Origin of the sequence: Ruania suaedae, from assembly GCF_021049265.1 — a bacterium.
GTDB classification, from domain to species: domain Bacteria; phylum Actinomycetota; class Actinomycetes; order Actinomycetales; family Beutenbergiaceae; genus Ruania; species Ruania suaedae.
In genome coordinates, this window is the sequence record NZ_CP088018.1 from 2,913,734 (window position 1) to 2,939,217 (window position 25,484).

The window sequence follows — 25,484 nt, forward strand, 5'->3', positions numbered from 1 at the left end:
TCCTCGCCGCCCCTCCACGGGGGCTCCTCGCGCTCACGCCAACAGCCCCTTCATCTGGTGCGTCGGCGTCGCCTCGAGCGCCGCCGCCTCCACCGCACGCCGGACCTCGGCACGGTTGGCGCCCAGCGGCTCCTGCTTGACCACCTGCTCGTGCAGCTCCAGGATCGCGTTGATCAGCATCTCCGGGCGCGGCGGGCAGCCCGGCAGGTAGATGTCGACCGGCAGCACGTGGTCGACGCCCTGCACGATGGCGTAGTTGTTGAACATGCCACCGGAGGAGGCGCACACGCCCATGGAGATGACCCACTTCGGGTCCGACATCTGGTCATAGACCGACCGGATCACCGGTGCCATCTTGTGGCTCAGCCGGCCCGAGACGATCATCAGGTCCGCCTGGCGCGGGGAGGCGCGGAAGACCTCCATCCCCCACCGGGAGATGTCGAAGCGGGACGTACCTGCCGCCATCATCTCGATGGCGCAGCACGCCAGGCCCATGGTGACCGGCCACATCGATGACGACCGCACCCACCCGACCAGATCCTCGACCTTGCCGAGCATGAAGCCGGCAGGCAGCTTGTCCTCGAGTCCCATTGCAGCTCCTTCCTAGTCCCAGTCCAGCCCGCCACGGCGCCACTCGTACACGAATGGCACGGTGATGAGCAGGAGGAACGCGATCATGGCGATCAGCCCGAACGTCGCGAGCTCGGTGAACGCCACCGCCCACGGGTAGAGGAAGACCACTTCGATGTCGAAGATGATGAAGGTCATCGCGACGATGTAGTACTTCACCGGGAAGCGCCCGGTCGCGGCGTGCGGGGACGGCTGGATCCCGCACTCATAGGCGTCGACCTTGATCCTGTTGTAGCGCTTCGGGCCGATCACCATGCTGGAGAGGAGCCCGCCGAGGCCCAACACGAGCGCGAGCAGGCCCATGACCAGCAGCGGAACGTACGGGTTCGTCATGCGTTCATCCTCCAGGTGTCCGACGGCGTCCGAGGTGCCCGGTCAGTCATGCCGCGGGCACCACCTTCGTCAGCGCCGTGATCACTCGATCGGTCACGTCCCCGCCCTTGGTGTCGTAGCAGTCGGAGAGCAGTTTCAGCACGATCTTCATCAGCGTCGGGCGCGGCAGCCCGTACTTCGTGCACAGCCGCATCACCCGGGGGTTCTCGATGATCGTCACGAAGGCCCGTCCCAGCGTGAAGTAGCCGCCGAGGTCCTCCCGCATCCGGTCCGCGTAGGTCGCGAGGGTGCGCTCGCGGGCCTCGTCGCTCGTACGGGCGAACGCCTGGGCGATCACATCCGCCGCCACGCGGCCGGCCTGCAGCCCGTAGGCGATGCCCTCCCCGTTGAACGGCGAGACCATGCCCCCGGAGTCGCCCACCAGCATGAGGCCGCGGGTGTACAGCGGCTGCCGGTTGAAGGCCATCGGCAGCGCCGCGCCACGGACCGGGCCCACCTGGTTCTCGGGGGTGAACTCCCACTCGGGCGGGGCGTTGCGCATCCACGCGGCCAGCAGCGAGCGGTAGTCGAGCTGGGTGGCCCTGGCCGTCGAGCTGACGGACCCGAGCCCGACGTTGGCCAGGCCGTTCCCGAGCGCGAAGATCCAGCCGTAGCCGGGCAGCAGCTGGGACCTGCCGGGCTCTCCGTCCCACAGCTCGAGGTGGGACTCCATCCACTCGTCGTCGTGGCGGGGGGTGCGGAAGTAGGTCCGCACCGCGACCCCCATCGGCCGGTCGTCCTTCTTGGCCAGGCCCAGTGCCGTCGCCATCCGGGCGGAGACGCCGTCGGCGCCGAGGACCACCGGGGCGCGGAACGTGAGCGGATCGGCGTCCACCCGGCGTCCCCGTGCGTCCACCACCTTGGCCTGCACGCCGATCACCCGGCCGGTGCGCTCGTCCAGGAGCGGACCGGTGACGTTGACGCCCTCCAGCAGCTTGGCCCCGGAACTGCGCGCGTGGAAGGCGAGCGTGGAGTCGAGGTCGGTGCGAGCCTTCGCCAGCCCGTAGCTCGGGTAGCGCTCGATCTCCGGCCAGGGCAGGTGGATCGTGTGGCCGCCGCCGATCACGCGCAACCCGCGGTTGCGGATCCAGCCGTCCTCGGCGCGCATCGGTACGCCCATGCGCACCAGTTCGGCCACCGCTCGGGGCGTGAGGCCGTCGCCGCAGATCTTGTCCCGCGGGAAGGTTGCCTTCTCGAGCAGCAGCACCTCGAGGCCGGCCGAGGCGAGGTAGTGCGCGCTGGCCGCGCCGGCGGGGCCGGCGCCCACGACGATCACGTCGGCGTCGTCGGCTGTGGTGCGCACGCTCTCCCACCCTGCATCTCGTCGTTGAATCCTGATGCCCTTCGGCTCTGCGCTTGCACGCGGCCAGGACGGAGCCCCGAACCTGCGTCCGCGGGTCGGTTCTCGGTGCCTAGGCTACCCCGAGCCGAGCGTGGGCTGAGACCACGCTCGGCCTGACTTTGGCCCGAATTCTCGCGGATTTTTTGCGACGCGTCAGTGTCGTAATTCACCGACGGGCGACGGCGTGGATCCTCCGAGACGCGAGGACGCCCAGGCCGCCACGGCACTCATGCGCGACCACGACGGCGTCCGGCTCACGGGCGGCGTGCCCGGTGGAGCGCGACGATGCCGCCGCTGAGGTTGCGATAGCCGACACCGCGCCAGCCGGCCTCGTGCAGCAGGCCGGCGAGGCCGCGCTGGTCGGGCCAGTCGGCGATGGACTCCGAGAGGTAGGAGTAGGCATCGGTGTTCGAGCTCACCACCGACGCCACCCGCGGCAGGACATGGTCCCGATAGGTCCCGTACACCCCGCGCCAGAGCGGGTTCGGCGGCGTCGAGAACTCGCAGATCACCACGCGCCCCCCGGGCCTGGTGACCCGGAGCATCTCGGTGAGGGCCGTCGTCGTGTCGACCACGTTGCGCAACCCGAAGGAGATCGTGACCGCATCGAAGACCTCGTCGGCGAATGGCAGCGCGGTGGCATCCCCGACGACGAAGTTCAGGTCGGGACGCCGGCGCTTGCCGACGGCGACCATGCCGGCCGAGAAGTCGCACGGCACCACCTCGATGCCCGCGTCGGCGTACGCCTCGCTCGAGGTCCCCGTGCCGGCCGCCAGGTCGAGCACCCGCTCCCCCGGCACGGCGCCGACCGCCTCGCGGGTGCGGCGGCGCCACAGCCGGTCCATCCCCATCGACAGCACGTCGTTGGTGAGGTCGTAGGCGGGGGCGACGCCGTCGAACATGCCCGCGACCTCGCGCGGATCCTTGGCCAGGCTGGCTCGTGACATACCCCCATCATCGCGCACCCCCGCGCGTGACCAGCATCACGAGCCCGGGCGGGCCCGGCCCCGCGCGCGCGGAATAGGCTGGAAAGCGATGACCGACGCCGCCGTGGACCCCTGGCCACCGACCCTGCTCGCCCGCACCATCAGCGTGCCGGCGCAGGCGATCGGCGACCTGTTCGACCTGCTCCCCTCCGCCGAGCCGGCGGACGCGCTCGCCTGGGTGCGCCGCGGCGAGGGGATCGTCGGATGGGGTGAGGCGCTACGGATCGAGACCTCGGGGGCCGATCGGTTCGCCGAGGCCGACCGCCGCTGGCGCGAGCTCGCCGGGCACATGGTCGTGCGCGACGAGGTCCGACAGCCGGGGACCGGACCGGTGGCATTCGGCTCCTTCGCCTTCTCCGCCGGATCCGAGGCCGGTGGCGTGCTCGTGGTGCCGCGGGTGGTGGCGGGACGCCGCGGCTGCCACGCCTGGCTGACCACCATCACCTCCGCCTCGGAGCTGCAGCCCCCGCCCAACCCGACGGCGCTGCGCACCTCCCGGCAGGAGCCGCTGCCGCGGCCGTCGGTCACCTACACCGACGGCGCACTCGACCCCGGCACCTGGGGCGAAGCGGTGCGCGAGGTCGTGGAGCTGATCCGCTCCGGTGACGTGGCCAAGGTCGTGATGGCGCGCGACGTCACCGCCCGGCTCGACGGCCCGCTGGATGTGCGGCGGCTGCTGGCCACGCTCGGCTCGGACTACCCGATGTGCTGGACGTTCGCCGTCGACTCGCTGGTGGGCGCCACCCCGGAACTGCTGGTGCGGCGCGAGCGCGGGCTGATCTCCTCGCGGGTGCTGGCCGGCACGATCCAGCGCACCGGTGACGACGAGGCCGACCTCGCCCGTGCCGCGTCGCTGGCGCGATCGTCCAAGGATCTCGAGGAGCACGAGTTCGCGGTCGACTCGCTGACGCGATCGCTGGAGCCCTACGCGGCCTCCACCAACGCCCCGGACGCGCCATTCGTCCTGCACCTGCCGAACGTCATGCACCTGGCCAGCGACGTCACCGCGGTGCTGGACGAGCCCCACGGTGAGATGTCCTCGCTGCAGGTGGCCGCCGCGCTGCACCCGACGGCGGCGGTGTGCGGGACACCCACCGAGACCGCCGCCGAGGTCATCGGCCGCCACGAGCGGATGGACCGCGCCCGCTACGCCGGCCCGGTCGGCTGGCTCGGCGCGGACGGTGACGGCGAGTGGGGAATCGCCCTGCGCTCGGCCGAGGTCGCCCCGGACGGCCGGTCGCTGCGGCTGTTCGCCGGGTGCGGGATCGTCGCCGCCTCCGATCCGGAGGCCGAGATCGCCGAGTCCGAGGCGAAGCTCGAACCCATGCGCACCGCACTCGGCGACTGACCCCTCCGCGCCCTCAGGTCGATCAGGCCGCGACGTCCTCGCGCGCCGCGAGCGTGGTCTCGACGGTCCGGGACTCGCCCTCGCGCACCACGGTGAGGGTGACCGTCTCACCTGAGCCGTAGGTGCGCACATAGCCGGTGAGCGAGCTCGCGCCGCCGACCGCGTCGTCGTCGATCTGGACGATGACGTCGCCCGGGCGCAGTCCCGCCTCGGCCGCCGGCGTGCCCTCGAGGACCTCCTCGATCGCGGCACCGGCGCGGGTGACCCCGTCCGCCGTCACCGTCTCGTCGGAGAGAGCGACGCCGAGGTAGGCGTGCTCGGCGGTGCCGTCGGCGATGAGCTGGTCGGCGATGTCGGCGGCCAGGTCCACCGGGATCGAGAACCCGAGGCCGATGCTGCCGCTGGAGCTGCCGTCGGTGGCGATCGAGGACGTGATGCCGATGACGTGACCCGAGGAGTCGAACAACGGACCGCCGGAGTTACCGGGGTTGATGGCCGCGTCGACCTGGATCGCATTCGTCACCACCGGCTCGCGCGACCTCTGGTCCATGGCGGTCACGGGCCGGTCCAGCGCCGAGACGATTCCCGTGGTGACGGTGGAGTCCAGTCCCAGCGGGTTGCCCACGGCCATCACGTCCTGGCCGACGACGAGATCGTCGGAGGTCCCCAGTGTCGCCTGCGCGAGATCGTCCGGCGCGTCCTGCAGTGCCAGCACGGCCAGATCCGTGGCCGGATCGGTGCCGACGATCTCGGCCTCGTACATCCGCCCGTCCGTGAGGGTCACGGCCAGCTGCTCGGCACCCTCGACGACGTGGTTGTTGGTCAGTACGTAGCCGGCTCCGGCGTCGATGATCACGCCTGATCCTGCCCCCTGGCCCGCCTGCGAACGGGCCGCGATCGAGACCACGCTGGGGCGGACGGCGTCGGCCACGGCCTGCCAGTCCGCACTGCCGTCGGAGGCGGACTCGACGGTGGTCCCCGAGGACGAGACCTGCGTCACGTCCGAGCCGGACTGCTGGGTCCCGTGCAGCACGGCGGCCGTCCCGCCGCTGGCGAGGACGGCGGCGAGCGCCGCGGAGGTCGCGACCATCACCCAGGGGCGCTGGCGCTTGCCGCGTGGGGCCTGCGGCTGCTCGGGCCCTGCGGACGGGGCCGGCGCGTGGCCGGGGTGCTGCCAGGCGTACGGGTGGGGGCCGGCGAACTGCGGCTGCTGGTTCCGCCACCCCTCCGGCTGCTGCTGGGCCTGCTGGGGGTACTGACCGTACTGCGCGGCCGGGGCCGGCTGCTGCACAGGGTCATGCGGCCGGGCCGGTGCCTGGAACGGGTTCTGCGGGGCCTGCCCCTGGTCGGGGTGCTGCCGGTCGTCAGGCTGGTGGGGGTGCTGCTCGTTCATGGTTCCTCCTCGCGGGGTGATGAGTCCATGAGAACTCGTGCACCTGCCGCGTGGCTGAACTGCACCTGGGAAGTGTCTGAGAACGTTCAGCCGAGCGCCGACCGGGCCGCCGTCCGGAGGCGCTCGGTCAGCTGCTGGTGACGCTCCCGGGCGGTCGCGCCGTCGAGCCGGACTTCGACCACGCTGCGTCCGGTCACCGGGGCGGCAAGGATCTCGCGCAGGTGCGCGAGATCGTCGGCCTGCTGGTGGCTCGCGCCGAAGCCGGCCGCGAGGGCGGCCACGTCGAGACCCTGTGGGGTGCCGAAGATCCGGTCGAAGGTCTCGGCCCGCTCCCCGTGCTCGAGTGTGGCGAAGATGGATCCGCCGTCGTCGTTGACCACGATCACCTGCAGATCCGGCTCGCGTTCGAGCGGGCCGCAGGCGAGGCCTCCGACGTCGTGCTGGAAGGTGAGATCGCCGACGAGCACGCGGACCGACCGACCGGTGGCCAGGGCGATCCCGGCACCGGTCGAGACCGTGCCGTCGATCCCGGCGAGGCCGCGGTTGGCGACGACGAGCGAGCCGGCGGCAGCCGGGGAATCGGGCCCGCTCGCGCACACGAGATCGGCGTCGCGCACCGCCATCGAGGCGCCCAGCAGCACCGTGCCCCCGGCGCCGAGCACGGCGCCTGCCACCGCCGGGCCGTCGAGGGGGCGCGGGCGGCCGAGCGCGTCGGCGACGCCCCGGGCCGCCTCCGACCAGCGCGCCGCCCACTGCTGCTCCGGCCCCTGCGGTCGCCCGGTCACCGTGATGGCGTCCGCGATGGTCCCGGCGGTCCCGGCGACGTCGGTCCAGTCCGCGCCCCGGGTCAGCACCACGACCTCGACGTCGTCCCGGGCAAGCAGCCGGCTCACCGGACGGCTCAAGGTGGGCCGCCCGAGCACCACCACCCGCTCGATCTCCTCGCCCAGCACGTCCAGCACCACCCGGCCGGCGAGGATCGCCGTCGGTAGGCGGGTCAGTCCGGAGGAGGGCTCGGCCAGGACGGGCCAGGCCCATGCGCCCACAACCTCCGGCCCGGCCACGTGTGCGGCGCCGTCGCCGGCCACCACGACCGTGCGGGGCCCGCGCGCGAGATCGACGGGCGTGCCGGCGCCCGGGGTGCTCACCTGCACCGGCTCCGGCGGTGCGCCGGGCGACCAGCCCTCGGCCGGGACCAGCGGGTCGCGGAAGGCGACGTTGAGGTGGGCGGGCCCGGGGGCGCGGGTGCGCGCCCCGGTGGCGGCCGTCACCGCGCGGGTGATCGTCGAGGAGATCCCGCGCACGGGGGCGTCGTCGGCGGCGGGCAGCTCGGCGAAGAAGCGGACGGCCCCACCGAAGAGCCTGGTCTGGTCGGTGGTCTGGTTGGCGCCGACGCCACGCAGCTCGTGGGGCCGATCGGCGGTGATCGCGAGCAGCGGCAGGCCCGAGTGGGAGGCCTCCAGCATCGCCGGGTGCAGGTTGGCCGCGGCCGTACCGGAGGTCGTGACCACCGCGGCCGGGCGCACCCGGGCGATGCCGAGCGCGAGGAAGGCTGCCGAGCGTTCGTCGACGCGCACGTGCAGGCGCAGCCAGCCGGCGCGCTCGGCCGCGTGCAGGGCGTAGGCCAGCGGGGCGCTGCGCGACCCCGGGGCCAGGACCACATCGGCCACCCCGTGCGCCACCAGTGCCGTGACCAGCGCACGGGCGCGAGCGGTGGCGGCGGTCATGACGGCGATCCTGCCACGCGCTCGGCCCGGTCCTGCCAGCGCCGGCTCAGGTCGGCGGGCGCGGTGACCGCAGCGAGACGCTGCGCGGAGGGCTCCACCCGGCGCACGGGCAGCTCGCCGTCGACCGGAAGCAGCGGGTGGTCGGTGACGTCGTCGTCGAAGAGGTGCACCGTGGCCAGCCCGCAGGCGTAGGGCAGCGTGGGCAGGGCGGCTGCGAGCGCCACCCCGGCGGCGATCCCCACCGAGGTCTCCAGCGCCGAGGAGACCACCACGGGCAGCCCGATCTGCTCGGCGATGCGCAGCGACGCCCGGACGCCGCCGAGCGGCTGGACCTTGAGGACCACGACGTCGGCCGCCTCCAGCCGCGTGACCTCGTAGGGGTCCTCGGCACGCCGGATCGACTCGTCGGCGGCGATGGGTATGTGACCGAGGCGCCGCAGGGCCGCGAGGTCGGCCACGGCGGCACAGGGCTGCTCGGCGTACTCCAGCCCGCCCGCGGCCCGGTCGAGGATCGGCAGGCGGCGGCGCGCCTCGTCCAGGTCCCAGGCGGCGTTGGCGTCGATGCGGATCCTGCCGTCCGGGCCGAGGGCGTCGCGGACCGCCTCCAGGCGGGCCTGCTCGTCCGCCAGGTCCTGTCCGGGCTCGGCCACCTTGACCTTGGCGGTCCGGCAGCCCCCGCTCGCGAGGACGATCGCATGGGCGCGTTCGGGGGTGGTGGCCGGGACGGTGACGTTCACCGGGACGGTGCTGCGGACGGCGTCGGGGAAGGGCAGGTCGGCGGCCTCGCGGGCCGCGGCCCACCACGCGCGGGACTCGGCGATGTGGTACTCCCAGAACGGGGAGAACTCGCCCCACCCTGCCTCGCCCTCGAGCAGCATCCCGTCGCGGCGGTCCAGGCCGCGGAAGCGGGTCCGCAGGCCGATCGAGTAGCAGGTACGCCTCACGCTCCCACCCTAGAGCGCCGTGGCAGAGACCGCGTGCGCCCAGGAGGCAACCTTCGGGCGCGGACCGAGGGTCCGGGCTGGGTCGATCCCGGGAGCCTCGGTCCACCGGCGCCTCAGCGGGTGCTGCACTCGGCCTGCGCCAGGGCCTTCGCGAGCAGGTCCCGGGCGAGCACCACCGGATCGCGGCCCTCGCTGAGTGCGCTGACGGCGGCGCCGTCGATGATCGCCACGGCGAGGGCGGCGGGCAGGCCGAGCGGCCCGACGATCCTGGACATCGCGGCATCCACCCGTGGGCGGCCCCGGGCGTACGCCGCGGCGACCTCCGGGCTGTGCCCGGCTCCCGCGAGGTGCTCGTAGTGGCCGCGCACCTGGTCCGCCGGTGGCAGCAGCGCCTCGACCGCCGCCTCGATCCGGGCCGCATCGCCGGTGGCCTCGCGCGCGGCGACTTCCTCGGCCTGCTCGGCCCACCGGCGCGCCACCTCCGCCCCGGCCGCCGCCGCCAGCTCGCCCCGGGAGGCGAAGTAGTAGGTCGTGGCCGACAGCGAGCACCCGGCATGCGCGGCGACGGCGCGATGGGTCAGGCCGGCCGGGCCTTCCTGCCGCAGCAGGTCGGCTGCTGCCTGCACGACGCTCGCGCGCCGCCGTCGCCCCTTGTCGTGCACGGTCAGTCCTCGTCCGCCGGAGCGTGCAACGCCGCAGCGGGCCCGGCGCCGGCCCCTCCGGTGTGCCCACCACCGGCGAGGTTGAGGCCCACCACCCCCGCGACGATCAGCACGAGGGAGACGATCTTCATCGCGTTGACACCTTCGGCGAGCCAGATCATGCCGATGATCGCGGTCAGGCTGGCCCCGATCCCGACCCAGACGGCGTAGGCCGTGCCGACCGGGAGCGTGCGCAGCGCGTACGCCAGACCGGCCATGCTCGCGGCGAGGGTGAGGAAGAAGATCACCGAGGGCCACAACCGCGTGAACCCCTCGGAGGCCTTCAGGCTCGTCGCCCACGCCGTCTCCAGCATGCCCGAGACGATCAGCACCACCCATGCCATGACATCCTCCAAGAAAATAGTACTTTCGTACCAGTTTCTCACAGGTCGAGCAGTGGGTACGGCTCGCTACAGTCGAGCCGTGAGCGAGAACCCACCCCTGCCCGCCCCGGTCTCCGAGTTGTTCGACCCCCGGCGCTGGCGCGACATCGACGGCGTCGACTTCACCGACATCACCTATCACCGGGGGGTCGACCGCTCGCCCGACGGCGGAGCCACCGATCTCCCGGTCGTGCGGATCGCCTTCGACCGCCCGCTGGTCCGCAACGCCTTCCGCCCCCACACCGTGGACGAGCTCTTCCGCGCGCTCGACCACGCCCGGATGAGTCCCGACGTCGCCGCCGTGCTGCTGACCGGCAACGGCCCGAGCCCCAAGGACGGCGGGTGGGCGTTCTGCTCCGGGGGCGATCAGCGCATCCGCGGCCGGGACGGGTACCGCTACGAGGGCGAGACGGCCGGGCAGGTGGACCCGGCGCGGGCGGGCCGCCTGCACATCCTGGAGGTGCAGCGACTGATGCGCACCATGCCCAAGCCGGTGATCGCCGTCGTCCCGGGGTGGGCCGCCGGAGGGGGCCACAGCCTGCACGTGGTGGCCGACCTGACGATCGCCTCGGCCGAGCACGCGAAGTTCATGCAGACCGACGCCAACGTCGGCTCCTTCGACGCCGGCTACGGCTCGGCGCTGCTGGCACGGCAGGTCGGGGACAAGCGGGCGCGGGAGATCTTCTTCCTGGCGCGGGAGTACTCCGCGGAGCAGGCCGAGCGGTGGGGCGCGATCAACGAGGCCGTCCCGCATGCGGAGCTGGAGGAGCGGGCGCTGGAGTACGCGCGGATCATCGCCACCAAGTCCCCGCAGGCGCTCCGGATGCTGAAGTTCGCCTTCAACCTCGCCGACGACGGGATGGCGGGCCAGCAGGTCTTCGCCGGGGAGGCGACCCGGATGGGCTACATGACCGACGAAGCGGTCGAGGGACGCGACGCGTTCCTGGCCAAGCGCGACCCGGACTGGTCGGCGTTCCCGTACTACTACTGACCTACTCCCGAACTGCAGCATCGGCGCGGAACCGTGCCGGCGCCACTCCGCGCACGCGCTTGAAGGCGGCACTGAACGTGAACGCATTCGCATAGCCGACCCGGCCGGCGATCGCTGCCAACGTCAGATCGGTGCCGGTCAGCAGATCGGCCGCAAGCACGAGGCGCCAACGCGTCAGGTATGCCAGCGGCGGCTCTCCCACCCGGGCGGCGAACCGGCGGGCGAAGGCCGCTCGTGACAGGGCGCACTCGCCGGCCAGTGCCGCCACGGTCCACGGCTGCTCGGGTCGCTCGTGGATCAGTCCCAGCGCCCGTGAGATCACCGGGTCCTGCTGGGCGGCCGGCCAGCCCTCCATGAGCTCACCGGCGTACGCGAAGCGCAGGGCGTGCACGAGCACCAGGTCGAGCAGTCGATCGAGGACGGCCACCTGGCCGGGCGCCTCGGTCACCAGCTCCTCCTCGAGCACCTCGATCACGGGCGAGCGCAGACCCGACAGCACGAGCACCTCCGGCAGGTGCGACAGCACGTGCGCACCGACCGAGGTCTCCTGCGCGTAGGTGCCGATGAGCATGGTGGTCGCCTCCGGGTCGGTGGTGTTTCCCCAGGTACGCACCCCCAGGTGCATCGATTCCTCGAGAAGCTGCCCGGTGGAGTCGACGCACACCTGACCGGGCAGGATCCGGATGCCGACAGGAGTGGATGCCGCGTCCGCCACGACATACGGCCGCGGTCCGCGGATCAGGACGACGTCCTCGGCCACCACCTGGCGCTGCTCGCCGACCGAGGTGACCACCGCCGAGCCGTGGACCACCACGATGACCGACAGGGCCGCCTGGTCCTCCACACCGATCGACCACCGCCCGCCGAACATCGCCTTGAGCAGGAAGGCACGCTGTGCGCGTGGGCCGTCGAGCAGGGCGGCCACCACATCCATGAGCGAGACGCTCGCATATGCCCACGCGGGCGTCAACCATTCCAGAGTCGCGTAGGAGTCGACATGCTGGTCGACATGAGCACATCCCTCCGGATCCCACGTGGCTGAGCTGCACCTGCTGGGCGCCCGGCTCCTCACAGGGCTGCTCGGCGGCCTCTATCTCGGGTTCGCGGTGGCCGTCCTGCCCGGGTTGGCACGTCTCGACGACGAGACGTACGTCAAGGCGTTCAACCACATCAACGCGGTGATCGTGAACCCGCTGTTCATGGTGGTGTTCCTCGGCTCGCCCGCCCTCGCGGCCACGCTCCCGCTCTGGGACCGGTCGCCCTCGGTCATCGCCGCGGCGGGGCTCTCGCTCGCCGCGCTGATCAGCACTCTCGTCCGCAACGTCCCGCTCAACAACGAGCTCGCCGCCGGGTGCCCCCGGGAGTCGTTCGAGTCACGATGGACGCGGTGGCACCACCTGCGGACGTGCGCGATGGTCGCCTCGGCAGCCATGCTCGCCTGGTGACAACCAGGCGAGCATCGTCGCGTGAGAGCGTCGAACCGCCCGAGCGCGCGAGACGGCCCGGGTCAGCCGATGACGTACCCCGCCACGACGCGCACCACGGTCCCGGCGGCGATGGCGAAGCCGGTCAGCAGCGCCAGCACCGCGAGCAGGGAGAGCGTGGCGGGCAGCAGCGAGTCGCGCACCGGGTGCGGCGGCGTGGGCTCGGTGGACAGAGGGACGGTACCGGCACTGTGGGCATCGATCGTGGTCATGGATCGATCCTCGCCGCCGGCCCCGCCCCGGCACATCGGCCCCGGGGATCGACCTCAGCCCCCGCGCGTCCACCCGGCGGCCGGGCCCGCGTCATCCCTGGGGCGGAGACTCAGCGGCGGGAGTCCCGCCACGCGAGCGCCGCGCGCACCTCGTCGAGGTCGTAGTCCGGCCCGCTGGTCCCGATGGTGAACAGCGTCGCTCCGGCGTCGACGAACGCCTCCGCCTGGTCCACCCCGGGCCAGCTGGTCGAGCGCTCGATCACGGCCGGGTCGCGGCCCACGTCGGCGCAGTGCCGCTCGAGCACCCCCGACTTGTGGGTGAAGGTCTCCAGGTCACCGAAGCCGTGCCAGATGTTCGCGTGCTCGGCCACCAGTCGTAGCGTCTTGCGCTCGCCGCCCCCACCGATCAGCAGCGGCAGGTCGCCCACCGGCGGCGGCGTCACCTGCTGCAACCGGCCGACGATCCGCGGCAGGTACTCCTTCAGCAGCGCCAGCCGGGTTCCGGGGGTACCGAACTCGTAGCCGTACTCGTCGTAGTCGCGCTCGTTCCAGCCGGCGCCCACGCCGAGGATGAGGCGCCCGTCGCTGATGTGGTCCACGGTCCGGGCCATATCGGCGAGCAGGTCGGGGTTGCGGTACCCCCCGCCGGTGACCAGGGCGCCGATCTGCACCCGCTCGGTCTGCTCGGCCCAGGCGCCGAGCATGGTCCAGCACTCGTAGTGATAGCCCTCCGGGTCACCGGTGAGCGGGAAGAAGTGGTCCCAGTTGAACACCACGTCCACCCCGGCCTCCTCCGAGCGCATCACCGCCTCGCGCATCAGGCGGTACTCCCCCGCGTGCTGGGGCTGGAGCTGGACGCCGATCCGTACCTCACCCATGGGTCCTCCTCAGGACACGCTGACGCCGGCGCCCGAGGTGGGCACCAGCTCGATCCAGGTGTTGCCGGGCGCGAGCAGGATCTCCTCGCCCTCGCCGGTGGTGAGCACGACCGGGTCGGTGGCGCTCTCCTTGCTCCAGGTGCCCTCGAGGACCTGCCCGCCGGTGGCCACCACCGCCTCACCACCGCCGGTCATGATCGTCTCGGGCACGTTCGCACCCGAGGGGTCCACGTAGGAGGTGGTGGTCACCTCCACCCGCAGCGCCACCACGTTCACCGCACTGATCCGTCCGGTGTCCTCGGTGGTCGCCGGGGCGCCGTCCTCGCTGCGCAGCCAGGCCTGGCCGTCCCAGTCCCACGACGGCGTGGCCCGGGGGAAGGAGATGGTCAGCGCCTCCGCCGGGCTCCCGTCGGTGACGGCCGTCGCATCCTCGCCCCGGTGGGCGAAGGCGAGCTGCTCGGGCGGCGGGTCGGAGTGGGCGCCGTCGGCCTGGTCCACGAACAGTGACGGGGTGCCGTAGAGGTTGTGCGGAGCGAACCGTGCGCTGCTGCGGGTGAACCCGCCGTGCCCGAGGTCGTGGGTGAGCACCTGCAGACCCGCCTCCCGGGCGGCGCCGATGAACGGCGCCTGGCCACCGGAGGCCACGAGCAGACCGCCGTAGGGGGCCGACATCGCGGCGTCCATGGGGCGCACCGAGCGCACCGGGCCCACCTGCACCGGCAGGTCGGAGTGGTAGACGGCGTTGAAGCGGGTGATCCCGCCCTCGACCATCTCCTCCCAGACCACGTCCGCGGCCTGCAGACCGGTCTGCGGGCGCGCCGCCTCCGAGTTCTCGATCTTGATCGCCAGGGCGGGGCGGTCCGCGGCGTCCTCGCCCAGCGGTTCACCGGTGAGCGGCCACGTCGGCGCGACCTCGGGCTCCGGGGGGTGCTGCTTGTCGGCATCGGCCGGGGCGGTGGTCTCCGGCGTGGTGGTCGGGCTGGGCGTACCGGCCGGCTCGCCCGGGCTGGTGCAGGCGGCCAGCGTCAGCATCAGGGCTGCCGTTGCCGCGGCCGAGGAGCCGATCCGGCCCCGGCCCGCGCGGGTGAGAAGGCTCAGGTGAGGCACGGATCCACTGTAGACGCTGAGCCCGGCCGGGCCGCGGCACGCGCCCTCGTAGGCTGTCGGGGTGTCCGAACCTGTCAGCGCCCTGCTCCCCCGGCTGACCCGGGCCCTCGACGGCGACGCCCCCGTCCTGCTCGGTCCCGCGGCGCAGGCCGTGGGCGACCAGGTGCGCGGGCTGCCCGGGACCGCCCTGGTGCTGTCCACCTCCGGCTCCACCGGCAACCCGCGGGCCGTGGCGCTGGGCGCCGAAGCCCTGCGGGCGAGCGCACGCGCCACCCACCGACGACTGCGCGGGCCGGGCCAGTGGCTGCTCACGCTGCCCGCCGACCACGTGGCGGGCGTCCAGGTGCTGGTGCGCTCGATCCTCGCCGGCACCGCCCCGGAGCTGACCGAGTCGGGCCCGTTCCGCCCCGCGGACCTGGCCGCCGCCATCGGCCGGATGCGCACCGACGTCCCTCGTTATGTCTCCCTCGTGCCCACCCAGCTGGTGCGCGTGCTCCAGGCCGACGACGGCGGAGCGTGCGTGGCCGCGCTGGGCACCTGCGCGGCAGTGCTGGTGGGCGGGGCCGCCACGCCGCCGGATCTGCTGGACCGGGCGCGCGCGGCCGGGATCGCCGTCGTGACGACCTACGGGATGACCGAGACCTGCGGCGGCTGCGTCTACGACGGGCTGCCGCTGGAGGGTGTCCAGGTGCGCACGAGCGGGCCCTCGGGGCGGATCGAGATCGCCGGGCCGGTGCTGGCCACGGCCTATCTCTCCCCCGACGGGTCGGCGCCGGAGGAGCCGGCACCGGACGGCGGCTCGGAGCTGGTCGAGCAGGAGGGCCGACGGTGGCTGCGCACCACCGACTCCGGCCGCCTCGAGCAGGGCCGGCTGAGCGTGCTGGGCAGGCTCGATGACGTCCTCGTCACCGGTGGGCTGAACGTGCATCCGGCGGAGGTGGAGCGTCGCCTGGCCGCCGCCGGCTTCGGCGAGTGCGTCGTGGTCGGGGTGCCGGACGAGACGTGGGGTCAGCGCGTGACGGCCGTGGTGGCCGGGCCGGCGACCCTGGCGCAGGTGCGCGACGCCGTCGGGGGTGGGCCCCTGGCCCCGCAGGCCGTGGTGAGTGTGCCCGATCTGCCCCGCCGTGGCCCCGGCAAACCCGACCGGCGGGCCGCCACCGCCCTGGCGACCCTCGCGGTGGCCGAGGGCAGCGCCGAGGTGCACCGGCCCCGCGGCTGATCCACCTGACCGGAGCGACACGGCTGCGTCGGTCTGCGGCAACCGGCTGTCCCACCTCGCGCCACCGTGTCTGGCCGGTCATCCGCCGACTATCCTGCTGCGAGCCCCCTGCCCTGATCGGAGTCCCATGCCCACCCTGCGCGACTGGGTGGGCGGCGCACGCCCGCGTACGCTGCCCGCTGCCCTCGCCCCCGTGCTCGCCGGGACCGGCGCCGCCGCCTACGACAACGCCGCCTCCCCGGTCCGGGCACTGCTCGCCGCGGGGGTGGCCCTCGCCCTGCAAGTGGCCGTCAACTTCGCCAACGACTACTCCGACGGCGTCCGGGGCACCGACGACGTCCGGGTCGGCCCGGTGCGGCTCACCGCCTCGGGTGCGGTGGCCCCGGGAACCGTCAAGCGGGCCGCCTATGCCGCCTTCGCGGTGGCGGGCGTGCTCGGGGTGGTGCTGTGCGCCGTCGCCGGCACCTGGTGGCTGATCGCGGTGGGAGCCCTGTGTGTGCTCGCCGGCTGGTTCTACACCGGCGGGAAGAACCCCTACGGCTACCGCGGCCTCGGCGAGGTGGCGGTGTTCGTCTTCTTCGGGCTGGTGGCCACCCTCGGCACCACCTACACCCAAGCCGGTCGCCTCACGGTTCCGGCGGTGCTGGCCGCCTGTGCCATCGGTGCCCTGGCGTGCGCGCTGCTGATGGTCAACAACATCCGGGACATCCCCACCGACACCGTGGCCGGCAAGCGCACGCTGGCGGTACGGCTGGGCGATCGGCGCGCACGGGTGGCCTACACCGGGCTGCTCGTGGCCGCGCTGGTCTGCGCCGTGGCCATCGGCGGGTGGGCGCCGTGGGCGCTGCTGCTCACCGGCTTCGCGATCCCCGTGCTGCAGCTGGCCGGGCAGGTGCTCGGCGGCGCGAGCGGCCGGGAGCTGATCGTGGTGCTGGGCCGCACCGGGCTGCTGGAGCTAGCGCTCGGGGTCGGCCTGGCCGTGGTGCTCACGATCTGAGCTCTCGCTCGCGGGATCACCGCGCTGCCGGTCGACGTCCTCGTCCTCGGCGTCGGCATCGGCCCGCAGGCCCCGCCCGAACCGGCTCTCCTTGCCCGCCGCCCGCCGCTGCAGCCACAGCGCCGAGGCCTGCCGGAACCGGTCCAGCAGCACGTAGGAGAGCGCGGCGCCGAGAAGCACCGCCGCCGCGACCAGCAGCACGCCCCGCATCCCGGCCAGGTAGAGCCCCGCCCCGGCGATGCCGATGAGGAGCAGCCGCAGGGCGCTGTAGACGATCACGGGCATGCACACAGCGTAGGCTGTCTGCGATGAGGATCGTGATCGGGCTGGGCCTGCTGGCGCTCGCGGTGTACTGCGTGATCGACTGCGTCGGCGGCGAGAAGCGGCGCCGCCTGGGCCTTCCCACGTGGCTGTGGGTGCTGGTGATCATCGCGCTTCCCGGGCTGGGGCCGCTGCTGTGGCTGCTGCTCTCCCGCACCTACGGCGGTGGCGCCTCGTCCCCGCGACGCCCGGCTCGGCCGGTGGCTCCCGACGACGATCCGGCCTTCCTGGCCGACCTCGACCGGCACAGCCGGCCCGGGACCGGCGAGGCGGCTCCCGAGGACCCGCCCTCCGGCGAGGAGCAGGGCACGGAAACGGGCACGGAGCAGGGCTCCGAGGACGACGACGGCCACACCCGCTGAGACCCTCGGCGGCCCCGGGTGTCAGAGGCCCGAGTAGGAGTGGCGTCCGTTGAAGAAGATGTTGACGATGTAGAAGTTCGCCAGCAGCGCCACGAACCCGACGAGGGCGAAGTAGGCGAACTTGTTCGCGGCCCAGCCGGTGGTCACCCGTGCGTGCAGGTAGGCGGCGTAGATCACCCAGATGACGAAGGTCCAGGTCTCCTTCGGGTCCCACCCCCACGGGCGGCCCCAGGCGTGCTCGGCCCAGATCGCCCCGGCCACGAGCGTGAACGTCCAGGCCACGAAGCCGACGGCGTTGAGCCGGTAGGCGATCCGCTCCAGATCGACCGAGGCGGGCAGTGCCTCGACCACCCGGCTGAGCGGGCTCACGCGGGTGGGTGCCTGCGCGGTGGCGACGCCGCCCACAGGAGCATCGGCCGCGGCCGGGACGCCACCGGACGCCTCCGGCTCCGGCGATCGGGGCCCGCCCTCACCGCGCCCCTTGACCAGCTGCAGGATCGAGAGCAGCGCGCTGACCCCGAACAGGCCGGTGGCGAGGGTGGCCACCGAGACGTGGATGACCAGCCAGTAGCTGTCCAGGGCCGGTTGGACGCCGTCGGCCTCGACGTAGAGCACCGCGGTGGCCAGGCCGAGGGCGAGCAGCGAGAGCAGCGTGACGCCGACGCCGATGTAGCGGATGTCGCGGCGCTGCTGGATGACGAGGAAGATCGCCGTCAGGAAGAAGGTGAACATCAGCGTGAACTCGTACATGTTCGCCCACGGCACCCGGCCGGCGGCCAGACCGCGCAGCAGTGTGCCGGCGGCCAGCACGAGCACGGCCAGCCACGTCAGGGCCATGCCGATGCCGGCGGCACGCCGGCGCCGGTCCTTGGCCGCGCCCGTCCCCAGGGCGGAGACGTCGACGGCGAAGGCCACCATCGCGACGGTGTAGCAGGCCATCGCGCCGTAGACGAGCAGCGTGCTCACGGTGCCCAGATCGGTGTTCACGGGTTCTCCTTCGTCTCCTGGCCGAGTGGGCTGAGCACCCGGTCCAGCTCGCGGCGCAGCCCGGGATCGTCCCCACGGGCCAGAGCAGCCGCCGTCACCACTGTAGTCCCGGCCGGCCCGGGGGCGATGCGCGCCCAGATCCGCCGGCGGGGCAGGAAGAGCGAGGCCGTCAGGCTCACGAAGGCCAGGCCGGCGAACACGCCCATCGAGATGATCGAGGGGTCGTAGCGTACGTCCAGCGCCGCGAACCGGGGCAGGTCCTCGAAGGTGATCGTGCCCAGACCATCGGGCAGTTCGAGGGTCTCCCCCGGCCGCAGCACCAGCCGGACCGGGACCTCCTCGCCGCCGGAACCCTCCTCGAGCACCGGCTCCATGTTCGTGGTGTCGAGGGTAAACAGGTTCTGCGGCACCCCGTCGTCCAGGCCGAGGTCTCCGGTGAACAGGTTGAGCACCAGCACCGGGTCCAGGGCCTCGGGGTAGGCCGAGTCGATCGGGACGCCGCCCTCGGTCTCGACCACGGTGGGCAGCAGCACTCCGCTGAAGCCGTACTGCTGGCGGCCCCCGTTCGCGTCCGGCACCATGATCACCCCGTTCGAGGTGTAGTTCAGATCGCCCGAGGGCAGGAACATCGTCGGTCCCTCGAAGGCCACCTCGCCGTCGGCGTCGGTGACGCTCACCTGCGGGGCGTACCCGTTGCCCGAGAGGTAGACGCGGGTGGAGTCGGTCTCCAGCGGGTGGTTCAGCCGGATGTCCTGCTCGCGCTGTGCGCCGTCGGGGGTCATCAGGGTGACCGAGGCGGTGAAGTCGCGCGGTTGCGCGTCGTCGGTGAACACGGAGGAGAACTCCTCCAGCCGGAGCCGGAACGGCTCCACCGAGTCCGCGTCGAACCATGCGCCGGTGTCGAAGGAGTCGTAGTCGAGCGGGGCGTTGACGAAGGTGCTGTCCTCGACCACCACGATCTGGCCGCGATAGTGCACCAGCTGGCCCCAGGCCGTCACCACCAGCAGCCCGACCAGGGCCAGGTGGAAGAGCAGGTTGCCCGTCTCCCGGCCCCGCCCGCGTTCGGCCGAGACGGTGCGCACGTCCACCTGGCTGCCGGACGCCGTCGCGCGCTCCTCGGTGCCGGTGCGGCGCGCGTAGCGCCGGCCGAGCGCCGCCATCAGCGCCTGCTCGGCCTCCTCCGGGCGCAGGCTTGTGCGCAGCTCCGAGCGCACCTCGAACCGGGAGAAGCGCCGCGGTACCCGGGTGGGCTCGGCGCGCAGGCTGCGGGCGTGGGCGAGGGTGCGCGGGATGATGCAGCCGATGAGGGAGGCGAACAGCAGCAGGTAGACCGCCGAGAACCACGGCGAGGAGTAGACGTCGAACAGGTGCAGCGAGTCCAGCACCTCGGCGGTCTGGGGCGAGTCGCGGTAGTACTGGATGACCGCGTTCGGATCCACCGAACGCTGCGGGAAGAACGCCCCCGGCAGTGCGACCGCGGCGAGCAGCAGCAGCAGCATGAGCGCCACCCGCATACTCGTCAGCTGCCGCCAGGTCCAACGCAACCAGCCGCGCGCGCCCAGGCGCGGGCCCACCGGCTCCCGCGTGGTCTCGGTCTCGGCCGGGCCGGCGTCGGCCCGCAGCCCCTCCGGGCGGTAGCCGCTCACACCAGCACCTCGAAGTCAGCGACCCAGCCCTGCAACCAGGCCGCCAGCTCGCTCCACAGTCCCGTCACCATCGCCAGACCCAGCAGGATGAGCAGGCCGCCCCCGATCCGCATGACGGCAAGCCGGTGGCGCCGCAGCCACGCCACCATCCGCTCCGAGGACCGCAGCCCGAGCGCGACCAGCACGAACGGCAGCCCCAGGCCCAGGCAGTACACCAGCACCAGGACCAGTGCGCGGCCGGGGTCGGCCCCACCGATCGCCAGCGTCTGCACGGCCGCGAGCGTGGGGCCGATGCACGGCGCCCACCCGATGCCGAAGACCACGCCGAGCAGCGGCGCCCCCCAGACCCCTGCGCGCGGGGACAGGTGCAGCCGTCGCTCGCGCTGCAGGAACGGCACCGCGCCGAGGAAAGCCAGTCCCATCAGCACCACCAGCACGCCCAGGCCGCGCAACAGCTCGTCCTGCCAGCGCACCAGGGCCAGGCCGACCCCGGCCAGCGCCATCGTGGTGGCCGCGAACACGGCGGTGAACCCGGCCACGAAGCCGAGCACGCCGATCACCAGCCGGGTGCGCGCGCGGCGCGAGACAGGTGCGCCCGCCGCGGGGCTGCCGCCCTGCTCCACGCCGACCATGCCGCCGACGTAGCCGAGATAGCCGGGTACGAGGGGCAGCACGCAGGGAGAGGCAAAGGAGATGAAGCCGGCCAGCAGCGCCACCGGGGCCGCCGCGAGCAGCGGTCCGGAGAAGACGGTCTCGGCGAAGGTGGCGCCGAGTTGCTCCCACCAGGTCACGGCGCCTCGGCCAGGACGTCGTCGATCAGCCCGCTCAAGGTGCTCGCCTCGACCCGGCCGACCACGCGGGCCGCCACCCGGCCCTGCTGATCGAGCACGACCGTGCTGGGCATCGCCTGCAGTGGCACCACGCCCTGCATGGCGGCGACCCCCTCGGCGTCGCTGTCGTCGAGGCTGGGGTAGGGCACCTCGAAGCGCCGCTCGAACGCCAGCGCCGTGGCCGGTGCGTTGGTGTGGTTGACCCCGAGCAGGTGCACGCCCTGGCCGGAGTAGTCCTCGTGCACCTGAGCCAGGTCCGGCGCCTCGGCACGGCAGGGCGGGCACTCGGCGTACCAGAAGTTGAGCACGACGACGTCGCCCCGCCAGTCGGCCAGGTCCACCGCCTCCTCGGTGTAGGTGACGCCGGCGAGGTCGACCACCTCACCACGCTCGGCCACCGGCCAGGTCTGGACGCTGCCGTCGCCGGAGACGTAGCCGGTACCCACCTCCGAGTCGGCGGTGGTCGTCGCGTCGCTGCTGCAGCCGGCCAGGGCCGTACCCGTCAGGCCGGCCGCAGCCAGCGCGGCGGTGAGCACGCGGCGCCGGGAGGGCGACTGGGTCACGGGAGCACCGCCGTCGAGGGGTCCGGGAGCAGGTCCCGGCACGGCTCGGTGTAGTCGACGGTGATCAGCGTGCCGTCGTCGAAGGTCAGGGACGTGACCGAGGCCAGGGTGGTCCTGCGGCGGCGCGGGTCGTGCAACATGCTGCGGCCCTCGAGGTGGCGCCGCATCGTCCAGATCGGCAGCTGGTGGGAGACCAGGACCGCTTCGTGGCCCTCGGCACGCGCCCGGGCGTCCCGGATCGCCGCGGTCATCCGCTCGATCACCTCGGTGTAGGGCTCACCCCAGGAGGGCCGCCACGGGTTGTGCAGCCGCAGCATCCGGCCCGGTCGGAGCAGATGGCGCGGGTCCTTCGCCACGGACGTGCCCTCGAAGTAGTTGCCCGCCTCGATGACCCGGTCGTCGGTCCCCAGCGGCAGGCCGAAGGCCGCGGCGATCGGGGTCGCGGTCTCCTGCGCCCGCTGCAGCGGTGAGGCGGTCACGTCGATCACGTCGGAGCCCTGGTCCCGCAACGTCGCCGCCACTCGGTCGGCCATCTGCCGGCCACGCTCGGACAAGGGGTAGCCCTCCAGGCGTCCGTACAGCACGCGATCGGGGTTGTAGACCTCGCCGTGCCGGATCAGATGGACCGTGGTGTAGACCATGACCCCAGTGTCGCAAATCCCGACGGCGTCCCTCGCCCCGGTCCCGGCCCACCCGCGTGAGGCCGGTCACCCCGCCCGGTGGGCCCGCCGGTCATCGCTGCCGGAGTCGATCTCCTGCACGACCAGGGCGAACGCCTCCCCGACCGCCTCGAGCTGCTCCGGCGTGAGCACGTCCACCAGGCGCCGTCGCACCGACTCCACATGCCAGGGGGCGGCCGTCCGCAACCGGTCGAAGCCTTTCTCGGTGAGCACACAGTCGACCCCGCGCCCGTCGTCGGGGGCGCTGCGGCGTTCGACGAGGCCGGCCGCTTCCATCCGGCGGACGGTGTGTGTCAGCCTCGAACGGGAGGAGACCACGTCATGGGCGAGGCGGGACATCCGCATCGTCCGATCCTCGCTCTCACTGAGGCGGACCATGACCTCGTACTCGTTCATCGACAGGTCGGCGGCGTCCTCGAGATCCCGGCCGAGCGCGTCGAAGAGCGACCACATCCCTGCGAGCACCGAGCGCCAGTGACGCTGCTGCTCGACGTCCAGCCACCGCGGCTCTGCCATGTCGTCCCTCTCACACCCTTGTTCAGCACCGACCTCTTGACACCAGGATAGTTGTAGCGCACAGTAATTGTTACAACTTTCAATCATTCGATCTCAACCCGAGGAGACGCCTCCATGAGCACCATCCCCGCCGGCACCTACGCCATCGACACCGTCCACAGCGAGGTCGGCTTCGTCGTCCGCCACTCCGGCATCTCCAAGGTGCGCGGTCGGTTCACCGAGTTCTCCGGCAGCATCACGATCGCCGAGAACTTCGCCGACTCCTCCGCGCAGGTCACCATCCAGTCCGGCTCGGTGCACACCGGCAACGAGCAGCGCGACGGTCACCTGACCAGCCCGGACTTCTGGGACGCCGCCGCCAACCCGGAGTGGACCTTCGTCTCCACCTCGGTCGAGGGAAGTGGCGACGAGTTCACCCTGCACGGTGACCTCACGGTCAACGGCGTCACCAAGCCGGTGGCACTCGCGGTCGAGCTCGAGGGCGCCCTGGCCGACGCCGAGGGCGAGGAAAAGGTCGGCTTCTCCGCGCAGACCTCGATCTCCCGCAAGGACTACGGCCTGACCTGGAACGTCGCCCTCGAGGGCGGCGGGCTGCTGGTGGGCGACAAGGTCACCATCTCCATCGAGGTGCAGGCGGCCAAGCAGGCCGTCGCCGCCCAGGCCTGACCCGGGCCGTCCCGAGAAACGAGGCTGGGCCGTCCGCGATGCGGGCGGCCCAGTGTCATGTCAGGGCCTGGCATGATCAGCCCAGCGCCGACTCCAGGCGGGCCGGATCGATCCGGAAGTACCCCACCTGGGCACCGTCGACGACGACGACGGGCACCACCTCCCCGTACTGCGCCCTCAGCTGCGCATCGGTGTCGATGTCGACCTCCGCCCAGCCCACGCCCCGGCGTTCGCTGATCACCCGCACCACCCTTCTCGCGTCCTCGCAGAGATGGCAGCCGGCCCGGGAGTAGAGAATCACGCGTGCATCCACGCCCCCAGGGTACGCACGCGAAAGGCCGGACCGGCTCCGTGCAGGAGCTGCGATCCGGCCGTGCGCTCGCGCGCCTACTTCTTGTTGCGGCGCTGGTGACGCGTCCTGCGGAGCAGCTTGCGGTGCTTCTTCTTCGCCATCCGCTTACGACGCTTCTTGATGACTGAACCCACGGGACCTCACTACGACTCAGGTGTTCACGCAAGCACTCCGGGAGAGTCCCGGTGCCCGCGTCGGACAGAACATCGCTACATCTTACCTGCCCGCGAGGGCGATGCCCGCCGGACGGCGGGACGGGACGTCAGTGCCCCGACGCCGTCCGCGGGTCGTTCCACTCGCCGAGGCTGCCGGAGAGCATCTCCTCGGCAGCCGCCTGCGGGACGCGATAGGACTTACCGACCCGGATAGCCGGCAGCTCGCCGGAGTGCACCATGCGGTAGACCGTCATCCGGGAGACCCTGGCCATCTCGGCCACCTCGGCAACCGTGAGGAAGCGCGGTGCACCGTCATCGGCCATCGTCTCTCCCTCAATCGGTCCGGTCGGCGCCGGCGGCGCGTCCACCGCCGCTCGCCGGACGCCGGTGTGCTCTCAGTCGAGCATCTTAGGGGTAAAGGAGCCGGAACGGGAACCGCTCGGGGCCAACTGGGCGATCACTCCGCCGTGAGCGGGTCCAGGCCGCGCCACGGGAAGGCGGCCCGGCGGGTGGCGGCGATCGCCTGATCGACCGGATCGGCAGGGTCGTATCCCTCGGTCCAGCGGCGGAAGCCGGCCGCACCGCCGTCGGACATCGTGCCCGGGCCCTCGCCGTCCACGAGGACGAGCACACGCTCGACCCATGCGGGAGGGAGCTCGGTGGCAGCCGGTATCGGCACACCCGCGCTGACGGCGAGCAGGTGGGCCCAGGACCGGGGAACCGTCCAGAGCACGTCGTATCCCCCACCACCGGTGGCCAGCCAGCGCCCGTCGGTGTGCGCGACCGCCCATTCCTCGATCATCACCGCGGCCGCACGCTGGGCGTCGATCGTGATGTCGAGCCCGGTGAGCGGATCCCGGCGGTGGGTGTCGCACCCGTGCTGGCTCACGATCACCTGCGGGGCGAACTGACCCACGACCGGTCCGGCGACGGCCTCGATCCCCCGCAACCATGCCTCGTCCCCGGTACCCTCGGGCAGCGCCAGGTTGACTGCCGAGCCCCGTGCGTGCGGACCGCCGACGTCCTGGGCGAACCCGGTGCCCGGGAACAACGTCTGCCCGCTCTGGTGGATCGAGATCGTCACCACGCGCGGGTCGTCCCAGAAGGCACGTTCGACGCCGTCACCGTGGTGGGCGTCGATGTCGAGGTAGAGGACCCGCTCGCACCCGGCGTCCAGCAACCAGGAGATCGCCACCGCGGCGTCGTTGTAGATGCAGAAGCCCCCGGCACGTCCGGGCATCGCATGATGCATCCCCCCGGCGATGCTCACGGCCCTCGCCGGCGTCTCCTGCCACACGGCGCGCGCACCGGTGAGGGTCGCACCCACGATGCGCGCGGCGGCCTCGTGCATCCCGGCGAAGATCGGGTCATCGGTGGTGCCCAGTCCCCGGGAGCGGTCCGGCACCCCTGCCGAGGCCGCCCGCACCGCGGCGATGTAGGCACGCTCGTGCACCCGCGCCAGCTCCTCGTCCGAGGCCGGCCTGGCTTCGACCACCTCGACGCCAGGGGCCTGCAGCAGCCCGAGCTCGGACATCAGCTCGACGGTCAGGCGCAGCCGGACGGGAGCCATCGGGTGCCCGGGCCCGAAATCGTAGGAGAGCAGCTCCTCGCTCCAGGGCAGCGTGACGGGGCAGGGCATACCTCACGTTAGCGCGCCGGAGGCGCGCGCCACTGCGGGTGGGCGGCGACGTG

General features: G+C 72.6%; 31 protein-coding genes. 7 read left to right on the forward strand and 24 right to left on the reverse strand.

Annotated features, from left to right (window positions below):
* Positions 1-33: 33 nt before the first annotated feature.
* The 4 genes from LQF12_RS13420 to LQF12_RS13435 form a co-directional block, all read right to left on the reverse strand.
* Positions 34-591, reverse strand: coding sequence for a NuoB/complex I 20 kDa subunit family protein (locus LQF12_RS13420; protein WP_231053412.1), 558 nt, complete (start codon positions 589-591; stop codon positions 34-36).
* A 12-nt stretch (positions 592-603) separates the two neighbouring features.
* Complete coding sequence (locus tag LQF12_RS13425) at positions 604-963, reverse strand: NADH-quinone oxidoreductase subunit A (protein ID WP_231053413.1); 360 nt, start codon at positions 961-963, stop codon at positions 604-606.
* A 46-nt stretch (positions 964-1,009) separates the two neighbouring features.
* Positions 1,010-2,305, reverse strand: a complete 1,296-nt coding sequence (locus LQF12_RS13430) for a geranylgeranyl reductase family protein (RefSeq protein ID WP_231053414.1) — start codon at positions 2,303-2,305, stop codon at positions 1,010-1,012.
* A gap of 293 nt (positions 2,306-2,598) precedes the next feature.
* The gene (locus LQF12_RS13435) at positions 2,599-3,291 is read right to left on the reverse strand and encodes a demethylmenaquinone methyltransferase (protein ID WP_231053415.1); all 693 of its coding nucleotides are present in this window, start codon (positions 3,289-3,291) and stop codon (positions 2,599-2,601) included.
* An 88-nt stretch (positions 3,292-3,379) separates the two neighbouring features.
* On the opposite strand from LQF12_RS13435, the gene LQF12_RS13440 reads away from it, so the two are divergent.
* Positions 3,380-4,678 (forward strand): isochorismate synthase, encoded by a 1,299-nt coding sequence (locus LQF12_RS13440; RefSeq protein ID WP_231053416.1) that lies wholly within the window; start codon positions 3,380-3,382, stop codon positions 4,676-4,678.
* A 22-nt stretch (positions 4,679-4,700) separates the two neighbouring features.
* On the opposite strand, the gene LQF12_RS13445 is transcribed toward LQF12_RS13440, so the two are convergent.
* From LQF12_RS13445 to LQF12_RS13465, 5 genes are all read right to left on the reverse strand, one after another.
* Positions 4,701-6,071, reverse strand: coding sequence for a S1C family serine protease (locus tag LQF12_RS13445; RefSeq protein ID WP_231053417.1), 1,371 nt, complete (start codon positions 6,069-6,071; stop codon positions 4,701-4,703).
* An 86-nt stretch (positions 6,072-6,157) separates the two neighbouring features.
* Positions 6,158-7,798 (reverse strand): 2-succinyl-5-enolpyruvyl-6-hydroxy-3-cyclohexene-1-carboxylic-acid synthase, encoded by a 1,641-nt coding sequence (menD, locus tag LQF12_RS13450; RefSeq protein ID WP_231053418.1) that lies wholly within the window; start codon positions 7,796-7,798, stop codon positions 6,158-6,160.
* Complete coding sequence (locus tag LQF12_RS13455) at positions 7,795-8,742, reverse strand: o-succinylbenzoate synthase (protein ID WP_231053419.1); 948 nt, start codon at positions 8,740-8,742, stop codon at positions 7,795-7,797. Before LQF12_RS13455 ends, menD begins: the two co-directional genes overlap by 4 nt.
* Before the next feature lie 113 nt (positions 8,743-8,855).
* The gene (locus LQF12_RS13460; RefSeq protein ID WP_231053420.1) at positions 8,856-9,404 is read right to left on the reverse strand and encodes a TetR/AcrR family transcriptional regulator; all 549 of its coding nucleotides are present in this window, start codon (positions 9,402-9,404) and stop codon (positions 8,856-8,858) included.
* Positions 9,405-9,406: 2 nt separating this feature from the next.
* Positions 9,407-9,787 carry a DMT family transporter gene (locus LQF12_RS13465; protein ID WP_231053421.1) on the reverse strand — a complete coding sequence of 127 codons (381 nt, stop codon included), beginning with the start codon at positions 9,785-9,787 and terminating at the stop codon, positions 9,407-9,409.
* A gap of 79 nt (positions 9,788-9,866) precedes the next feature.
* On the opposite strand from LQF12_RS13465, the gene LQF12_RS13470 reads away from it, so the two are divergent.
* Entirely contained in the window at positions 9,867-10,817 is a 951-nt protein-coding gene (locus LQF12_RS13470) for a 1,4-dihydroxy-2-naphthoyl-CoA synthase (RefSeq protein ID WP_231053422.1), read from the forward strand.
* Position 10,818: 1 nt separating this feature from the next.
* Here the strand turns inward: LQF12_RS13470 and LQF12_RS13475 are convergent, their stop codons facing one another.
* Positions 10,819-11,751 carry an AraC family transcriptional regulator gene (locus LQF12_RS13475; protein WP_231053423.1) on the reverse strand — a complete coding sequence of 311 codons (933 nt, stop codon included), beginning with the start codon at positions 11,749-11,751 and terminating at the stop codon, positions 10,819-10,821.
* Between the two features lie 100 nt (positions 11,752-11,851).
* Between LQF12_RS13475 and LQF12_RS13480 the strand changes: the two genes are divergently transcribed.
* Positions 11,852-12,262, forward strand: coding sequence for an anthrone oxygenase family protein (locus LQF12_RS13480; RefSeq protein WP_231053424.1), 411 nt, complete (start codon positions 11,852-11,854; stop codon positions 12,260-12,262).
* Between the two features lie 62 nt (positions 12,263-12,324).
* On the opposite strand, the gene LQF12_RS13485 is transcribed toward LQF12_RS13480, so the two are convergent.
* The 3 genes from LQF12_RS13485 to LQF12_RS13495 form a co-directional block, all read right to left on the reverse strand.
* Entirely contained in the window at positions 12,325-12,513 is a 189-nt protein-coding gene (locus LQF12_RS13485; protein WP_231053425.1) for a hypothetical protein, read from the reverse strand.
* Positions 12,514-12,623: 110 nt separating this feature from the next.
* Positions 12,624-13,391, reverse strand: a complete 768-nt coding sequence (locus LQF12_RS13490; protein WP_231053426.1) for an LLM class F420-dependent oxidoreductase — start codon at positions 13,389-13,391, stop codon at positions 12,624-12,626.
* 9 nt (positions 13,392-13,400) lie between these two features.
* Entirely contained in the window at positions 13,401-14,498 is a 1,098-nt protein-coding gene (locus LQF12_RS13495) for a DUF3048 domain-containing protein (RefSeq protein WP_231053427.1), read from the reverse strand.
* A 61-nt stretch (positions 14,499-14,559) separates the two neighbouring features.
* Here LQF12_RS13495 and LQF12_RS13500 point away from each other — a divergent pair, with 61 nt between their 5' ends.
* A complete protein-coding gene (locus tag LQF12_RS13500) occupies positions 14,560-15,717 on the forward strand; it encodes an AMP-binding protein (RefSeq protein WP_231053428.1) in 1,158 nt (385 codons plus the stop codon).
* Between the two features lie 127 nt (positions 15,718-15,844).
* Positions 15,845-16,714: a 1,4-dihydroxy-2-naphthoate polyprenyltransferase gene (locus tag LQF12_RS13505; protein ID WP_231053429.1), complete on the forward strand. Its 870-nt coding sequence runs from the start codon at positions 15,845-15,847 to the stop codon at positions 16,712-16,714.
* On the opposite strand, the gene LQF12_RS13510 is transcribed toward LQF12_RS13505, so the two are convergent.
* A complete protein-coding gene (locus tag LQF12_RS13510) occupies positions 16,673-16,999 on the reverse strand; it encodes a DUF4229 domain-containing protein (RefSeq protein WP_231053430.1) in 327 nt (108 codons plus the stop codon). The genes LQF12_RS13505 and LQF12_RS13510 overlap by 42 nt on opposite strands.
* Positions 17,000-17,022: 23 nt before the next feature.
* On the opposite strand from LQF12_RS13510, the gene LQF12_RS13515 reads away from it, so the two are divergent.
* The gene (locus tag LQF12_RS13515) at positions 17,023-17,397 is read left to right on the forward strand and encodes a PLDc N-terminal domain-containing protein (RefSeq protein WP_231053431.1); all 375 of its coding nucleotides are present in this window, start codon (positions 17,023-17,025) and stop codon (positions 17,395-17,397) included.
* 21 nt (positions 17,398-17,418) lie between these two features.
* On the opposite strand, the gene ccsB is transcribed toward LQF12_RS13515, so the two are convergent.
* The 6 genes from ccsB to LQF12_RS13545 all read right to left on the reverse strand — a co-directional run bounded on the left by ccsB (position 17,419) and on the right by LQF12_RS13545 (position 22,619).
* The gene (ccsB, locus tag LQF12_RS13520; protein ID WP_231053432.1) at positions 17,419-18,384 is read right to left on the reverse strand and encodes a c-type cytochrome biogenesis protein CcsB; all 966 of its coding nucleotides are present in this window, start codon (positions 18,382-18,384) and stop codon (positions 17,419-17,421) included.
* Positions 18,381-20,030, reverse strand: coding sequence for a cytochrome c biogenesis protein ResB (gene resB, locus LQF12_RS13525; RefSeq protein ID WP_231053433.1), 1,650 nt, complete (start codon positions 20,028-20,030; stop codon positions 18,381-18,383). Before resB ends, ccsB begins: the two co-directional genes overlap by 4 nt.
* Positions 20,027-20,821 (reverse strand): cytochrome c biogenesis CcdA family protein, encoded by a 795-nt coding sequence (locus LQF12_RS13530; protein ID WP_231053434.1) that lies wholly within the window; start codon positions 20,819-20,821, stop codon positions 20,027-20,029. Before LQF12_RS13530 ends, resB begins: the two co-directional genes overlap by 4 nt.
* Entirely contained in the window at positions 20,818-21,423 is a 606-nt protein-coding gene (locus LQF12_RS13535; RefSeq protein WP_231053435.1) for a TlpA family protein disulfide reductase, read from the reverse strand. The genes LQF12_RS13530 and LQF12_RS13535 overlap by 4 nt, the downstream gene beginning before the upstream one ends.
* On the reverse strand, positions 21,420-22,064 hold the full coding sequence (locus LQF12_RS13540) for a histidine phosphatase family protein (RefSeq protein WP_231053436.1): 645 nt from the start codon (positions 22,062-22,064) through the stop codon (positions 21,420-21,422). The genes LQF12_RS13535 and LQF12_RS13540 overlap by 4 nt, the downstream gene beginning before the upstream one ends.
* Positions 22,065-22,130: 66 nt before the next feature.
* Positions 22,131-22,619 (reverse strand): MarR family winged helix-turn-helix transcriptional regulator, encoded by a 489-nt coding sequence (locus LQF12_RS13545; RefSeq protein WP_231053437.1) that lies wholly within the window; start codon positions 22,617-22,619, stop codon positions 22,131-22,133.
* A gap of 114 nt (positions 22,620-22,733) precedes the next feature.
* On the opposite strand from LQF12_RS13545, the gene LQF12_RS13550 reads away from it, so the two are divergent.
* Entirely contained in the window at positions 22,734-23,285 is a 552-nt protein-coding gene (locus tag LQF12_RS13550; RefSeq protein ID WP_231053438.1) for a YceI family protein, read from the forward strand.
* Between the two features lie 76 nt (positions 23,286-23,361).
* Here the strand turns inward: LQF12_RS13550 and LQF12_RS13555 are convergent, their stop codons facing one another.
* From LQF12_RS13555 to LQF12_RS13570, 4 genes are all read right to left on the reverse strand, one after another.
* Positions 23,362-23,598 (reverse strand): glutaredoxin family protein, encoded by a 237-nt coding sequence (locus tag LQF12_RS13555; protein WP_231053439.1) that lies wholly within the window; start codon positions 23,596-23,598, stop codon positions 23,362-23,364.
* Between the two features lie 74 nt (positions 23,599-23,672).
* Positions 23,673-23,771 carry a 30S ribosomal protein bS22 gene (locus tag LQF12_RS13560; RefSeq protein ID WP_012085056.1) on the reverse strand — a complete coding sequence of 33 codons (99 nt, stop codon included), beginning with the start codon at positions 23,769-23,771 and terminating at the stop codon, positions 23,673-23,675.
* A gap of 128 nt (positions 23,772-23,899) precedes the next feature.
* A complete protein-coding gene (locus LQF12_RS13565; protein WP_231053440.1) occupies positions 23,900-24,115 on the reverse strand; it encodes a helix-turn-helix domain-containing protein in 216 nt (71 codons plus the stop codon).
* A gap of 134 nt (positions 24,116-24,249) precedes the next feature.
* Positions 24,250-25,431, reverse strand: a complete 1,182-nt coding sequence (locus LQF12_RS13570) for an acetoin utilization protein AcuC (RefSeq protein WP_231053441.1) — start codon at positions 25,429-25,431, stop codon at positions 24,250-24,252.
* Positions 25,432-25,484 lie beyond the last annotated feature (53 nt).

What these genes read in the sequence shown, in the direction of transcription:
- LQF12_RS13420 (WP_231053412.1), bottom strand. Translation starts at nt 591, where the DNA reads ATGGGACTCGAGGACAAGCTGCCTGCCGGCTTCATGCTCGGCAAGGTC.
- LQF12_RS13425 (WP_231053413.1), bottom strand. Translation starts at nt 963, where the DNA reads ATGACGAACCCGTACGTTCCGCTGCTGGTCATGGGCCTGCTCGCGCTC.
- LQF12_RS13435 (WP_231053415.1), bottom strand. Translation starts at nt 3,291, where the DNA reads ATGTCACGAGCCAGCCTGGCCAAGGATCCGCGCGAGGTCGCGGGCATG.
- LQF12_RS13440 (WP_231053416.1), top strand. Translation starts at nt 3,380, where the DNA reads ATGACCGACGCCGCCGTGGACCCCTGGCCACCGACCCTGCTCGCCCGC.
- LQF12_RS13445 (WP_231053417.1), bottom strand. Translation starts at nt 6,071, where the DNA reads ATGAACGAGCAGCACCCCCACCAGCCTGACGACCGGCAGCACCCCGAC.
- menD (WP_231053418.1), bottom strand. Translation starts at nt 7,798, where the DNA reads ATGACCGCCGCCACCGCTCGCGCCCGTGCGCTGGTCACGGCACTGGTG.
- LQF12_RS13465 (WP_231053421.1), bottom strand. Translation starts at nt 9,787, where the DNA reads ATGGCATGGGTGGTGCTGATCGTCTCGGGCATGCTGGAGACGGCGTGG.
- LQF12_RS13475 (WP_231053423.1), bottom strand. Translation starts at nt 11,751, where the DNA reads ATGGATGTGGTGGCCGCCCTGCTCGACGGCCCACGCGCACAGCGTGCC.
- LQF12_RS13485 (WP_231053425.1), bottom strand. Translation starts at nt 12,513, where the DNA reads ATGACCACGATCGATGCCCACAGTGCCGGTACCGTCCCTCTGTCCACC.
- LQF12_RS13490 (WP_231053426.1), bottom strand. Translation starts at nt 13,391, where the DNA reads ATGGGTGAGGTACGGATCGGCGTCCAGCTCCAGCCCCAGCACGCGGGG.
- LQF12_RS13505 (WP_231053429.1), top strand. Translation starts at nt 15,845, where the DNA reads ATGCCCACCCTGCGCGACTGGGTGGGCGGCGCACGCCCGCGTACGCTG.
- LQF12_RS13510 (WP_231053430.1), bottom strand. Translation starts at nt 16,999, where the DNA reads ATGCCCGTGATCGTCTACAGCGCCCTGCGGCTGCTCCTCATCGGCATC.
- LQF12_RS13515 (WP_231053431.1), top strand. Translation starts at nt 17,023, where the DNA reads ATGAGGATCGTGATCGGGCTGGGCCTGCTGGCGCTCGCGGTGTACTGC.
- LQF12_RS13540 (WP_231053436.1), bottom strand. Translation starts at nt 22,064, where the DNA reads ATGGTCTACACCACGGTCCATCTGATCCGGCACGGCGAGGTCTACAAC.
- LQF12_RS13545 (WP_231053437.1), bottom strand. Translation starts at nt 22,619, where the DNA reads ATGGCAGAGCCGCGGTGGCTGGACGTCGAGCAGCAGCGTCACTGGCGC.
- LQF12_RS13550 (WP_231053438.1), top strand. Translation starts at nt 22,734, where the DNA reads ATGAGCACCATCCCCGCCGGCACCTACGCCATCGACACCGTCCACAGC.
- LQF12_RS13565 (WP_231053440.1), bottom strand. Translation starts at nt 24,115, where the DNA reads ATGGCCGATGACGGTGCACCGCGCTTCCTCACGGTTGCCGAGGTGGCC.
- LQF12_RS13570 (WP_231053441.1), bottom strand. Translation starts at nt 25,431, where the DNA reads ATGCCCTGCCCCGTCACGCTGCCCTGGAGCGAGGAGCTGCTCTCCTAC.